Source organism: Microbulbifer maximicatervae (SeqCode) (genome assembly GCF_052467325.1).
Genome location: NZ_CP174310.1, coordinates 1,959,606 through 1,972,701, shown reverse-complemented (window position 1 = coordinate 1,972,701; position 13,096 = coordinate 1,959,606). Strand labels below are relative to the sequence as shown.

At 50.3% G+C, this 13,096-nt stretch carries 14 protein-coding genes; 8 read left to right on the top strand and 6 right to left on the bottom strand.

The genetic code is table 11. The features are described 5' to 3' along the window. The first annotated feature begins 494 nt into the window (after positions 1–494). Positions 495–974, top strand: a complete 480-nt coding sequence (locus ACJJIE_RS08910) for a hypothetical protein (RefSeq protein ID WP_444894346.1) — start codon at positions 495–497, stop codon at positions 972–974. A gap of 63 nt (positions 975–1,037) precedes the next feature. Here ACJJIE_RS08910 and ACJJIE_RS08905 read toward each other — a convergent pair whose 3' ends face one another. Continuing rightward, complete coding sequence (locus ACJJIE_RS08905) at positions 1,038–1,658, bottom strand: LysE family translocator (RefSeq protein WP_444894345.1); 621 nt, start codon at positions 1,656–1,658, stop codon at positions 1,038–1,040. Positions 1,659–1,719: 61 nt separating this feature from the next. On the opposite strand from ACJJIE_RS08905, the gene ACJJIE_RS08900 reads away from it, so the two are divergent. Beyond that, entirely contained in the window at positions 1,720–2,508 is a 789-nt protein-coding gene (locus ACJJIE_RS08900) for a TatD family hydrolase (protein WP_444894344.1), read from the top strand. Further along, positions 2,505–4,163, top strand: coding sequence for an aminotransferase class V-fold PLP-dependent enzyme (locus tag ACJJIE_RS08895; protein ID WP_444894343.1), 1,659 nt, complete (start codon positions 2,505–2,507; stop codon positions 4,161–4,163). Before ACJJIE_RS08900 ends, ACJJIE_RS08895 begins: the two co-directional genes overlap by 4 nt. A gap of 1 nt (position 4,164) precedes the next feature. Here the strand turns inward: ACJJIE_RS08895 and ACJJIE_RS08890 are convergent, their stop codons facing one another. Beyond that, complete coding sequence (locus tag ACJJIE_RS08890) at positions 4,165–5,361, bottom strand: acyltransferase family protein (protein WP_444894342.1); 1,197 nt, start codon at positions 5,359–5,361, stop codon at positions 4,165–4,167. 138 nt (positions 5,362–5,499) lie between these two features. Here ACJJIE_RS08890 and ACJJIE_RS08885 point away from each other — a divergent pair, with 138 nt between their 5' ends. Further along, positions 5,500–6,384, top strand: coding sequence for a LytR/AlgR family response regulator transcription factor (locus ACJJIE_RS08885; protein WP_444894341.1), 885 nt, complete (start codon positions 5,500–5,502; stop codon positions 6,382–6,384). Here the strand turns inward: ACJJIE_RS08885 and tcdA are convergent. The 4 genes from tcdA to ACJJIE_RS08865 form a co-directional block, all read right to left on the bottom strand. Further along, positions 6,381–7,181: a tRNA cyclic N6-threonylcarbamoyladenosine(37) synthase TcdA gene (gene tcdA, locus ACJJIE_RS08880; protein WP_444894340.1), complete on the bottom strand. Its 801-nt coding sequence runs from the start codon at positions 7,179–7,181 to the stop codon at positions 6,381–6,383. The two genes, ACJJIE_RS08885 and tcdA, sit on opposite strands and share 4 nt — an antisense overlap. Then, the gene (locus tag ACJJIE_RS08875) at positions 7,168–7,617 is read right to left on the bottom strand and encodes a thiol-disulfide oxidoreductase DCC family protein (protein WP_444894339.1); all 450 of its coding nucleotides are present in this window, start codon (positions 7,615–7,617) and stop codon (positions 7,168–7,170) included. Before ACJJIE_RS08875 ends, tcdA begins: the two co-directional genes overlap by 14 nt. Before the next feature lie 49 nt (positions 7,618–7,666). Then, a complete protein-coding gene (locus ACJJIE_RS08870; protein ID WP_282933450.1) occupies positions 7,667–8,131 on the bottom strand; it encodes an FKBP-type peptidyl-prolyl cis-trans isomerase in 465 nt (154 codons plus the stop codon). 139 nt (positions 8,132–8,270) lie between these two features. Next, a complete protein-coding gene (locus ACJJIE_RS08865; protein WP_282933449.1) occupies positions 8,271–8,630 on the bottom strand; it encodes a hypothetical protein in 360 nt (119 codons plus the stop codon). A gap of 335 nt (positions 8,631–8,965) precedes the next feature. Between ACJJIE_RS08865 and ACJJIE_RS08860 the strand changes: the two genes are divergently transcribed. From ACJJIE_RS08860 to ACJJIE_RS08845, 4 genes are all read left to right on the top strand, one after another. Beyond that, complete coding sequence (locus ACJJIE_RS08860) at positions 8,966–9,388, top strand: HIT family protein (protein ID WP_444894338.1); 423 nt, start codon at positions 8,966–8,968, stop codon at positions 9,386–9,388. Between the two features lie 131 nt (positions 9,389–9,519). Further along, complete coding sequence (locus ACJJIE_RS08855; protein ID WP_444894337.1) at positions 9,520–10,329, top strand: GIN domain-containing protein; 810 nt, start codon at positions 9,520–9,522, stop codon at positions 10,327–10,329. Positions 10,330–10,455: 126 nt separating this feature from the next. After that, a complete protein-coding gene (locus ACJJIE_RS08850; protein ID WP_444894336.1) occupies positions 10,456–11,925 on the top strand; it encodes a YcjX family protein in 1,470 nt (489 codons plus the stop codon). Beyond that, the gene (locus ACJJIE_RS08845) at positions 11,922–13,046 is read left to right on the top strand and encodes a TIGR01620 family protein (RefSeq protein WP_444894335.1); all 1,125 of its coding nucleotides are present in this window, start codon (positions 11,922–11,924) and stop codon (positions 13,044–13,046) included. The genes ACJJIE_RS08850 and ACJJIE_RS08845 overlap by 4 nt, the downstream gene beginning before the upstream one ends. Positions 13,047–13,096: the final 50 nt, after the last annotated feature.

The following is a 13,096-nucleotide window of genomic DNA, read 5'->3' as shown; positions in this document are numbered from 1 at the left end:
CTCTTGTTCTTGGGCGCAGGATACAGCGGTAGGGGGAATTTTCCAGGAAGAAAGGTAGGGGATCTCGCCAATTTTGGGTGCGATAGGACGAAATCTCCTTTATTTAGTGAAATAGAAAAGCACGGCATCGATAAGGATACCGTGCTTTAGCCAATCCCTGGCGGCACCTGCTACGACTACTGCTCCCTGAAATTTCCGGTGTCGGACCCCAGGCGACTGCTTACTGCCCGGTCAGATCACAAGTGCGTCACTCCACACTGTCAGAAATTAGTAAATCTCCTTAACATCCCGCAGCAAGTGCTGGTTAAAGTTTAGGCAATCGAGCCTGTTTGATGTTGTACGAACGTTTCGATCGGCGTAAATTTGATGATCTTTTTGTCTCAGGGCTATCTGACGTGAATTTGTACAGATAGAGAATAGATCCCATGGCATTAGTGGGAATAGAAAGAACAAGTAATAGCTCCGCATAGGGGGCTTTCGTGAGAGGTGACACCATGAATAGAGTGATTAAACGAAGTGTCGTGGCATCCGCTGCGCTTGTAACAGTGATGAATCTGAGCGCCTGCGGCTATTTCCTGTACCCGGAGCGCAAAGGGCAGGCGGGTGGGCGAGTTGATCCTGCGGTCGTAATCTTGGACGGCGCAGGCCTGCTATTTGGCCTGCTGCCGGGCATAGTGGCCTTCGCTGTCGATATTACCAATGGCACTATTTATTTGCCGCCAGGTCACAGCTCTGTGTTTGATCGCCATTTAAGCAGTACTGACCAGGGGGCACCTGCGGAGGTTACAGACGAAGAGGGGCAGGTCTGGATCCGACTTCCGGTGGAGGGCGTCGATGAGAATACCCGACTAGAAGTACTCAGTGATCAGTTATCAGGGATAACAGGGCAGCAAGTAGAGGCTGAAGATATTGTTTGGTTACAGGACTCAGCCGAGCTTCGTGCAGTAAGCCGTTTCCAGGCTGCGTCTCGCTAGTTTTTCCTAGCTCTGAGCGCCTCGGGAGCTAGGCTCCCGAGCTTAAGCTGTTGAAGAGACCTTTCAGGTGGCTGCGCCAAAGGGGGTAAGCCCCTCGAGGGCCAAGGGGATAACGCTTGCAGCAAGCAACAATCCCATAGCAATGTTAAAGCTTCGTAAGTAGCGTGGTTCAGTCAGGAACCGTTTTAGCCCAACGCCAAAGAATAGCCAAATGGCAACGCAAGGCCCGCCAATGGTGATAAATGCCAGTGCAACCTTAACAACTCCCGACCATATTTCTGTGCCGGGACTGGTGAAAGCAGCCAGTGTTCCAGTGGCCATAATCCAGCCTTTAGGATTGATCCACTGAAAAGCCATCGCCTGAGTAAAGCTCAGGGGTTGGCTTGAATTTCCAGAACCCATTTCCCGGGTCGAACCAATTATCCATGCCAGGTAGAGTAAATAGGCAATGCCTGCCCAGCGAATTACCTCATGCAAAAAAGGGAAGTGATTGAAGGCGGTTCCCAGTCCCAAGCCAATGGCAACCACCATGGCGGGAAATCCCAGCCAAATTCCCAGTAGGTGAGGTGTTGAACTGTAGATGCCGTGATTGAGTCCTGAGGACATAATCATCAGGTTATTAGGGCCCGGTGTAATACTGGCTGAGAAAGCAAAAAGGGCGATTGGCAAAAGAGATTCAATCACAGGTGTACCAGAGGAAAAGGCGACTTCATGCTAATATGCGCGCGAATAATGGGTATCACAAGTGAAATTTATAGACAGCCATTGCCACTTTGATTTTGAGGCTTTTTCACTGGACCGGGATCAGGTGTGGCAAAGATGTCTCAATGCCGGAATAGATAGGGTCATTATCCCCGGCGTTTGCGAGGCTCAGTGGCAGTCGTTGGGCGCTCTGGTATCGGAACAGCCCGGTTGGATGATGGCTGCTGGTGTTCACCCTTGGTGGGTGAAGAAAATCCCGCAAGATTCCAGCTGGCGGGAAAACCTGATGGAGTTGGGAGTACGGCTTAGTGAGAGCCTTGAGAAATACTCATGTGTCGCTGTTGGAGAGTGTGGCTTGGATGCCTCTATCGGCACTGACTTTAATAAGCAGGAAGATATTCTCAAGCTTCATTTGGAGATTGCTAGTAACCATGAACTGCCAATTATTCTGCATGTTCACCGGGCCCACAATGAACTCCTGAGGCTGTTAAAGCAATTCAAGCTCTCGCGGGGAGGTGTGATCCACGCTTTCAGTGGCAGTGAGCAAATGGCGCAAGAGTACTGGAAGCGCGGCTTCTATCTGGGTATCGGTGGAACAATTACTTACCCACGGGCAGCGAAAACCCGACGGGCTGTGTCACGTGCGCCGCTGGAGAGTTTACTGCTTGAGTCGGACGCCCCAGATATGCCCCTTTCAGGTCAGCAGGGTATGCGTAATAGCCCTGAAAACCTTTCTAAAATTGCACAAGCACTGGCTGATTTGCGGGGAGTTTCCGTGCGGGAAATCGCCAATGCTACCTGTCGAAATACTGAGAAGTTATTTTCCCTATGAGTTTTTCCGCTGAATCATTCAGGCAGTCATTTCCCCTCTTTGCTCAAGAGGAGAATAAGGAGTTGGTATACCTGGATAATGCTGCAACGACGCAGAAGCCAGAGGCAGTGATTAATGCTGTACGCGATTACTATGTGCACAGCAATGCCAATACGCATCGCTCCAGTCACCGTTTGGCGCGTAAGGCTACAGAAATGGTGGAGCGAGTGCGTCGCCAAGCGGCACAGTTTGTTAATGCTGCCAGCACAAGGGAAATTGTATTTTGTCGCGGTGCTACTGAGGCATTGAATTTGTTGGCGCACAGCCTGTGTAGTGAGTTGCAGGCTGGGGACGAAATTGTCATCTCAACAGCGGAGCACCATGCAAATATTATCCCTTGGCAGATGGCGGCCAAGCGATTCAATTTGAGTTTGCGCTATGTACCCCATGTAGCGGGTGTCCCGGAATTTGATCGCCTGGGAGAAGTGCTGAATGAGCGCACAAGAATTGTATCCCTGACCGGCGGTTCCAACGCACTCGGATTGCGTCCGGACCTGGCTGCAGTGAGGCAATTGCTGCGCAGAAAGCACTTGATGTGGATTGTTGATGGCGCCCAGTTGGCAGCTCATGAAGTGATTGATGTACAGAAAATTGGCTGTGATTTTTTTGTTTCCTCCGCACATAAGTTTTATGGCCCATCAGGAATTGGTTTCTTATACGGTAGGGAAACACTTTTGGAGTCTATGCCGCCATGGCTGGGTGGTGGAGAAATGATCTCCGATGTTGAGCTTGAAACGAGTCATTATGCAGGCTTGCCGCACAAATTTGAGGCAGGCACTTCTCCGCTGGCGGCAATAGCGGGTCTTGGAGCGGCACTGGAATTTCTTGAGCAGCAAGATCGGGTCGCAATAGCGGCGCATGAGCAGAAATTGGTGCGATGGATACATCGCGAACTGATAGCGTCCCCCAATTTTAGGGTTATCAGCCAAGTGCGCCACAATCTGGGTATTGTCTCTTTTGTGCCTATTCATGGTAGCGCTGCCGATTTAATGCACTGGCTGGACGAGCGCGATATTGCAGTGAGAGTAGGCCATCACTGTGCACAATTGTTAGGTAAAGAGAGCGGTGATTTAGTGACGGTCCGAGCCTCAGTCGCAGCCTACAATACCGATAGCGATATTCAGGCTTTTTTGCAGGCCCTGGAAGAGTATTGTGAGATCCAGAAGTCAATTGAGCTGGGGGCTAGTATTCAGCGTGATGAATGGGCCAGGGATGATTTCTCCTCGTTATTGCTGGAGAGTTTAGTTTCCCAGCGCAACTGGCAGGGACGTTATAGAGAATTAATGCTGTGGAGTAAAACTATTGCCCGAAAGCCCGAGATACGTACCGAGGAAAACCTGGTGCGGGGTTGTGAGTCCGCAGCTTGGTTAGCGCACCGGACAGAGGGTGGTAGGCACTATTTTGGATTGGAAAGCGACAGCCGGGTTGTAAAAGGCCTGGGTGCGTTATTACTTTCACAAATCGATGGCCGCACGGCTATTGAGATTCGAGAGAGAGATCTTTCCCTGTTATTTGCTGAGCTGGGGCTCGGTAAGCACTTAAGTGAATCGCGCAGCAATGGTTTTTACGCATTGCTGCAACGTGCTTTGAATCTGGTGGAGCAGACCTCTCATTAACTTAATTGGAGCGGGGTATGGTGGCCTCCACCGCAATAGGCCTTATATTGGAAATAGGCTTTAAACCAAACAGCGGCCGTAAAACTGGATTTCTTCGGATGATAAATTCATATGAAGCCCAGCAGCCGAAAATAGTGATTAATAATACTAGCAAGGGCTCCAGGATGGACCCCAGAGCGAGTTGCCCCAATTGATACACAGCGATTACGGTAATGGTTTGATGGAGGATATACCAGGGATAAACCGCTTCAGTGGCATAGGGTAACCAACGGAATTGCTTATTGAGAAATCGATAAGCGCAGGCTAAAACAGCCAGGAGCCATACCCATCGATTTGTATAGATAACAATAAAAAGCAGCATTTTTTGGGCGGGAATACTGCTATCAGGTAGTACTCGATCAAATAATAGATATAGGGCGAAAGTGAGGGGCGCTGCAATAACCAGGCGATTGCGCAGTCTTGCCAGTACTTCCCAGGGAGCGTTACTGCTGACCAGCAAGTAGCCGCAGAAGAAATAAGTAAAAAATCTGGCATGGGTGTACCAGTCGTCGACGACGGCATAGTTTATCCCACCAAAGCGCGGAAATAGGACCAGGCCGTACACCATCATGGGTACAAGCGGCAGAATTAGCAGTTGCCAAGATTTAATGTTCTCCATGAATCGGCCCAGCCACCGTTGGTGTTTAAACCACAGGGCTAGAGGAATAAGGGCCAGGGTGTAGCATGCCAGATAGGGGAGATACCACAGATGGTTCCAGGTCAGGCCAAACTCACTCCCAGCAAAGGCATTCTCTGGCCAGGGGCTGAACGAGAAGTACTTCAGCAGGAATGATAAGTATCCAGGTTCAATAATGCCGTTGCTTAGCGCTTCATAGTAGGCCTGGGGTGGAACCACCACCAGCATTCCAAATGCCAGCGGAATCAATAGCTGCTTCATTCTTCTCAGTAAGTAATCCCCAGTGCCCAGCTTGTGGAAGAGAAAATAGCTGGCTGCACCTGAAATCAGGAACAACAACGGCATTCGCCACTGGTTAACCGCTAGCATTACCAGTTGTAGTGGCTCGCTTTGGTAGCTGCTTTTTACATGCCACCCCCATTCCGCGACATAGGCCATTCCCAGGTGGTAGAGAATAAGTAGGCCAAAGGCTAGTACACGAAGGGCGTCAATATCGTGGCGTCTCTGTGTTATTGAATGCATAGGTTTAGTCGTTCAAGGCTGTTTTAGTCGCTCGCTATGCTCCCGTTAGTAATTGCCATTAGCTATCCTAAAGTGCCGGTTTGTGCGGTATTAGGGGCCAGTGGTGGTTTTTGGGGGTGAATCGGGGGTAGACTGCCGATGAATTTTTATACTGGTTCAGGAGCAATGACGGTTCAGCAGTATTTGACGCACCGGCGACAGTTTGAGGTGGGGTTCTGGGTGTTGTTTTTTGTCGGCCAGTGGCTTGTTCAGTTCGCTTTGGCATACTTTGATCACCGCCGCTGGGGTTCTATTTTTCAGCCATGGGAATTTCTGGTGTGGGAGGGAACCAGTATCCTAATGATCGCAATCTTATTTCCGTTGATATTGCTTCTTGATCATTATTTTCCCCTGCGCAAGGGGAGAGTTCGGCAGAACTTGGCCATACATTTATTTTTCACTTTGCCTTGGTCCTTGATCCACGTTTCCGGCATGGTGTTTATGAGGACGGTCATTTATCACCTCAATGATGGTTCCTATAACTTTGGTAACTGGCCTGTAGAATTTTTCTATGAATATCTCAAAGATATTCAAACCTATGCCGCTCTTTTAAGCTCTGTTTATTTGTACCGCTTTTTGTTGGTACGTTTACAGGGTGAGGCGCGCTTACTAGAAGAGCCAGATGAGGGAGATGCTGCTGAGCCAGTAGAAAGGCCGGAGCGTCTTCTGGTGAAAAAGCTGGGAAAAGAATTTCTGGTTAATGTGCAGGATATCGAATGGGTGGAAGCTGCTGGCAACTATGTCAATCTGCACCTGGGCGATAGAATTTACCCCCTGCGGGAGACTATGACCAAGTTACTGGAGCGTTTGGATCCAGGATCATTCGCTCGCATCCACCGCTCCTATATTGTGCGCTTGGACTCTATTGCGGAGATTGAACCCCTGGAAAGCGGTGATGCGCGTATCCACTTGGTTGGCGGCCAGCTGATCCCGGTGAGCAGGCGCTACCGCGATCAGCTGAGGGCTCAATTCACCCCGGTTTAGCTTTTTGCCTGGAGAAGTCTCTCAATGGCCCGGTTGGCGGCCAAAAACCCAAAGGTGCCGGTAATCATAGTTGCCGCACCAAAGCCGCCACTGCAGTCTAATTTAACACCGTCCTGCATAGCGCTCTTCTGCTGGCATACTTGCCCATCTGGCTGCGGGTATACCATTGCTTCAGTGGAAAAGATCGCATCGATGCCAAACTGGCGCTTGCGACTCTTCTGGAAGTTGTGAAAGCGGTATAGATGTTGGCGGACTTTTGCCAGCATCGGATCATTAATTGTACGGCCGAGATCGGCGCACTCAATGCGATCGGGGGAGCGCTTACCTCCTGCGGAACCAACCGTTATCAAGCGTATTTTTCGGGCTTTACAGTAAGCGATCAGGGCGGCTTTTACCCGTGCAGAATCTATTGCATCAATCACCACATCGATAGGGTGTATATCGGGATTGATCAGCTCTGAGAAATTGTCATTAGCGATAAAGTCCTCTTCCGTATGAACTGTAATCTCCGGGTTAATCTGCCGTAGGCGCTCTGCCATCACCTCGACCTTGATATGGCCTACAGTATCGGCGAGTGCGTGGCTCTGACGATTGGTATTGGTGATGCAGACGTCATCCAAGTCTATTAACGTCAACTGACCAATGCCGCTTCGCGCCAAGGCCTCTGCGGTCCAGCTCCCTACGCCACCAATACCGATCACCAATATGTGAGCAGAGGATAAAATTTCGAGGGCCTTATCGCCATACAGGCGAGCAATGCCGCCAAATCGCTGTAAATACTGGTCAGACAAGCTCATCTGGGGTCTCTTCAGGTACATCTTCCAAAAACCGCTGTTTGTCAGCGTCACACGGCAATAGGCAACTTTCCCGTTGACCAAACCAGCGATAGCGGTTTCGAGCAACCAAGTCGTAGAGCCAATCCCTTGCCGGGCGGGGAATGTAGCGCAAAATGGCCAATAAACGCCAGGGTTGTGGTAGGCGGCTGGCAATTCTCAGTGCCGCTTCACTTTTGTAAAAGGATTGGTAAGTGCCACCATGTCGTTCCAGCAAAATCATGGTCTGGTAAGTGTCCAGCGGCAGGTTCAGCTGTTTAAGGAAGTGTTGGCCTGCATTGGACTGCACTCGGCACAGGGTAAAGCGCTGCTCTCTGTCGCGCTTGAGTATTAGTTGACTCCAGCTATTGCACAGGTTGCAGATGCTATCAAACAGGATGATGTTGTTTGGCAATGACATTGAGGAAGGGGGAAACGCCGCGCGACTGGCGGCGTTTCATATCATGGGATCAGTGCACGTGACCGTGGTCAACCTCTTCAGCAGTCGCTTCGCGCACAGAAACAACTTCGATTTCGAAGTGCAGCTCAACGCCGGCGAGGGGGTGGTTGCCATTGATAGTGACTTCGTCGCCGTCGATGTCGATAATTTCCACTTCAATCGGGTGACCTTCGGTGCTCTCTGCACGGAATGCCATGCCTACAGATAACTCTTCAACACCGCCAAAGGCACTGCGGGGCATAGTCTGGATCAGCTCTGGGTTTTGCTCCCCGTAGCCGTCTTCTGGAGCAATTACTGCGGTAAATTTGTCACCAGGTGCCTTTTCCAGCATTTCGCGCTCAAGCCCTGCAATGATATTGCCGACCCCCTGCAGATATTTGAGTGGCTCTCCATTGGCTGAGGAGTCAATGACTGTTCCGTCAGCATCTTTCAGGGTGTAGTGGATCTCCACAACTGTGTGGTTGGCAATCTTCATGAATAATCTCTGATATAAAAGAGTATGTGAATGAGCGCTTACCGCTGCGCAATAAAACGGGGGGGTAAAGGCTGTGAAGCGCAATTGTATTGACAGGGGCGGCGCGCCGCAACTTGTGCGTTCGCGCTGCTGGTAAAGATTAGCAAGCGATTGATAGGTCTTGCTCACAACCGCCATAGAGGTTGGTTACGACTGTAACCAGCTCTGTGCTGAAGTCCGGCTGGTATCCCAACTCTAACAAGCGCCCCTCAAAATATTCCAACATTGAATCAAAGAGCTCAGGGTTTAGTCCCCTGGCTAAAAAGCGTGCGCGACTACTCCGGTCTGGTTCCGGTGTTGGCGATAATGCGTGACTTAGAAATTGGGCTTGGCGACTTAACTGTTTGCGGAAATCGCAAGTTTCGTAGGCTGAAAGGTGGTGGCTGAGAGCACCGTAAAATTCACTGACTGTACGGTTAACAAATTTAGCACCACCGACCTGATCCAACAGGCTTTCCATATCTCTCCCCCCGGTGAGCAGTTGGCACTGATTTAAAGTTTACCCGCAGAGCCGAAAAAGTATTTTGGTTACAAGAAGCACAATGTGCATTGGCTCAATGGCGGTACAGCATTAATTGGTGACGAGCCTAAGACATATTCTTTCTGTATGCCAACTTGGTTTAAGAAAATTGTCATTCTGTTCGACAGGTTGTCATATATTAGAGGCTTATTTCGCCAAAGAGGAAAAATAGTGTTTGTGCAAGTATTTTCCGTGTCTTTACACTTTATTTTTTCCGCTTGGTGTTAGACTGCACGTTTGAACCAAATAAAAAATTCAACCTTTTGGGAAAGTTTATGGCAAGTATTTTTACTCAGATAATTAATGGCGATTTACCTGGCAATTTTATTTGGAGAGATGAAAAGGTCGTAGCTATTTTGACCATTTCACCCATAAAGGCTGGTCATTGTTTGGTCATCCCTGTTGAGGAAATTAATCATTGGGATGATGTTCCGGAGGAGCTGGCGACTCATCTAATGCTGGTTGCGCAAAAGGTGGCGAAAGGGCTGAAAGCAACTTACTCACCGAAGCGAGTGGGTGTGATGATCGCTGGGATTGAAGTGCCACATACTCATATCCACCTGATACCCGTAGATGAATTGTCAGACTTTGACTTCTCTAAGCAAAAGCCTGCTTCTTCAGAGCAGTTGGCACATGAGGCGGAAAAGATTCGACAATCCTTAAAGGGGTTGGGCTTTAGCGAGGCGGAGTGCGGCTAGGACGTTAAGATTGATTTTTTAGACTGACTGGTCATATGGTGTCCCCAAAATATTTGTGGGACACTGCATCCAGGTGCCCCGCTTACTGAGTCACATAGGTATGAACTGGTAATAACGATGAGATTCCTCTAATGATGATTTTGAAGAAGACGCTCTTTGCCCCGCTGCTAGTAGTCCTCGCCACAGTCGCTGCGTTTTGCACTAATGCTCAGGCAGAAGAAATGGAAACTAAGCGTTTCGATATGGAAGGGTTCACTCAGGTGTCGCTCAAGGGAAGTTCTCACTTGAAGTTGATTCAGGGGGACAGTTTTGAAGTTGTCGCTGTCGGCCCTGTCAGCACAATGCCCTACGTCAAAGTTGAGGTAAAAGGGGAAAGGTTGGAGTTATCTGTGGAGGAAAACACCCAGAACCTTTTTGGATTTGTCACCATATCCCGAGGGCAAGGAGATGAAGTTAACTTCACCGTGACTATGCCTAAAGTTGAGGCGCTTAAGGTGACTGGCTCTGGTGAGGCTAGATCTTCAAGTGTTGAGAGTGAAGGCCTAACTTTGGGGGTGACGGGCTCAGGAATGATCAATATCGACAAGGTCGCTGCGGAATCCTTGAAAGCGTATGTTACTGGTTCCGGTGATTTGTTCCTCAATAAGGCATTGACTGTCAAAGGGGAAGTAGCGGTGACTGGCTCTGGCGACATGAAGATAAGTACTATTACCGGTGAGAGTTTACTTGCGGAGATACAAGGTTCCGGCGATATATTGGTTGGCGGGCGAGTTGCCGATGTGAACGTTCGCCTCATGGGTTCAGGTGATTTTATTGGCCGCAGTCTGCGCGCCGATAATGCCAGCGGTTCAATAATGGGATCGGGAGATATTGTCTTGAAACGGCCGGGAAGTGACTCCTTCTCAGTAATGGGGTCGGGAGACATAGCGCTGGTTGACTAAGCGCGGCTCCTGAGCCCCCTTGCATCTAAGGCGTTCGGCCAGTAGGGCTGTGCGCCTATTTCTTTTTGGGGGTATTCTTGAGCCTCCATCATCCTCTCTATCCCCATTTCTGGAAGTCAGCTTTATATGGAACCCAAAGTGACAGAGTGTGTGTCGCTGGACCGCGAAGATTCTATGTCTCGCGAGAGTCAATCTCGCCCACATTTAAAAGAAAAGCTACGGCGCTGGAGCCGAGAGGCCCAGGATAAATCCCACTGGGCCGCCGAGCGCTTGTTGGACCGACGCATCTGTATCGGTATCACTGGGCTCAGTGGTGCTGGGAAGTCCACGTTTCTCACCAGTCTGATATACCAACTCTGCAATCCGGAGAAGTCCCAATTACCTGGTTTTGCCCCTGCACTCAATGGCGATCTGTTGGGGGCAGAGTTGAAGCCAGCGCTGGACTGTGGTTTGGCGCCGTTTGACTACCAGACCTGCCTGTCGGCACTGATGGCTGAGCCACCTAGTTGGCCACAGAGCACTAGAGATGCTTCGGCTATGGAGTTACACATCCATTTACGCAGCCGGCGCCGTTTTCGGGGTAATGGTAGAAAGACGTTGGTAGTGGAGTTGCGTGACTACCCAGGGGAATGGTTGATGGACTTGCCGCTATTGCGTATGGACTATGCAGAGTGGTGTCGTCATCAAGCACACCTATTTTCTACAGATGCGCGATCAATGCTGGCCCCCCGGTTGATAGCTCAGCTGGCAGCACTGTCCCCCCAGGCGAATGCCAGTGAAGTAAATTTGGACGAATTATGGGGGGAATACAGAGCTTATCTCCTGAGTTGCCGAACCAAGTTGAATCTCAGTTATTTACAGCCTAGTAGAGCGCTGCTAGACGAGGAGGCGTACGGGGTAGTTCCACTCCTGGATTTGCGTGGTTTAGATGCTGGGCAGTTAGCTGTTTTGTCTGAGAGTAGTGTTTTTAAGGTTTTGCAGGCGCGTTACGAACGCTATGTGCAGGCGCAGGTAAAACCCTTTGTAGACAGCCATTTTCGACATATCGATCGACAACTAGTACTGGTAGATATGATTGGCACTCTATTTGCTGGTGAACAGTCCCTGGAAGATATGCGTCTGGCATTTGCTCATATCGCCGATACATTCCGCTATGGCGAATCGGGGTTTTTAAGCAAACTATGGCGCCCAAAGGTTAATCGACTCCTTTTTGCTGCGACTAAAGTCGATCAGGTACTTGCTGCCGACCACGATGCTTTGAGGCAGCTTCTAGGCCAGCAGTTACAACAGACTTTCTCCGATGCCCGCCACCGGGGTTTGCCGGTATTTAGTGAGGCGGTTGCCGCGGTTCGCTGCTCTAGAGAGGGGCAGAAGAATGGACGGAGAATGCTGATGGGTTATGACCTCGAGGGCCAGTATTTAGGTTTTGAGAATGCGGAAATTTTTGCCCAGGCGCCCTATGAAGAGCAGGGGTGGAGCCACTATGCGGGAGCTGCACCACCACAGCTGCGGCCTCCAGTGGGAATGCAGGCAGGACATATTCCACATATACGGGTGGATGCTCTTTTGAACCTTCTGTTGGGAGATAAGGTTTGATTAATAGTGATAAAAATACTGAGTACCGTCGCGAAACACGTATCGAGTCGCTAGATGAGCCTGGACAGGAGGTCCCGCACAGAGATGCGACGCGGGTGGAACCGCTTGCGGATGAGTCAGCGGAGATTCCTAGGTCAATAACCACTGGAGAGTCTCTTCCAGATCGGATTGCTTTCTCCGAGTTGCGCCTACCCACTTTCCGGTTTAAGTGGCTAAAGCCAGCAGTGCTCTCTGCGCTTGCAGTAGTGGTGGCCGTGGTCGGATGGGAGTTTTATGGACTTTATCAATGGGCTGTAGACAAGCATTGGAGTCTGGGACTTTTTGTGGCCGTTTTGATGGCGGGCTTCGGTGTAATCATTGGCAGTTCCGTGTGGGAGTTTTTCCGAGCGGGGCGCCCACTGAATAAGCTTGAGAAAACTCAAGCCATTGCTACTGAAGTCCGAGACTGTCGCAGTCACCAAGAGGCGCAAGTATTCAGACGCAATTTGCAGGAGCACTTTGCCGGTAAGCCCCAGGGGGTGCTGCTCAATCGAGTCCTAGATGAGGCAGCTGACTATTACGATAGCAGTGAGCTGTTAGAGCATTTAGAGGTTACCTTCTTAAATGCCCTTGACCAAGAGGCTCTAAGGAGAGTCGTACGCCACTCAACGAGCACTGGTGCACTGGTTGGGCTGAGCCCTTTTGCCAGTATCGATATTCTGGTTGCCCTGAGGCAGTCACTGCGAATGATTGATGATGTGGCGCAAATTTATGGCGTGCAGCCGTCTCTAGTGGTGCGATGGCGCTTGTTCAAGAGGGTTTTGTCTTTGGTCGCCTACACTGGCGCGAGTGAGTATGCGATCAGTGAAATGTGGCCGGAACTTGTTGGCGATAGCATGCTCAGTACAGTCTCTGTGCGTTTGGGGCAGGGGGTCGGAGCCAGTCTGTTTGTTGCGCGTATCGGCTTGGCGACAATGCAAAGCTGTCGGCCAATCCCTTTTACTGAAAAGCAGCGCCCTCGCCTGAGATCAGTTATGGCCCGTATTGGGGGTGGCCTTAAAGAGAGGATGCCCGAGTTGTTTTCTATGGTTGGGCTTAGCTCGCGAAAGGAAGCAAGGGTTCGGAAGGCGGGTACCGAGTAGCTACTGGGATCGTAAGCAAATCTCTTGGGCTGACTATTTGATGTAAGGGG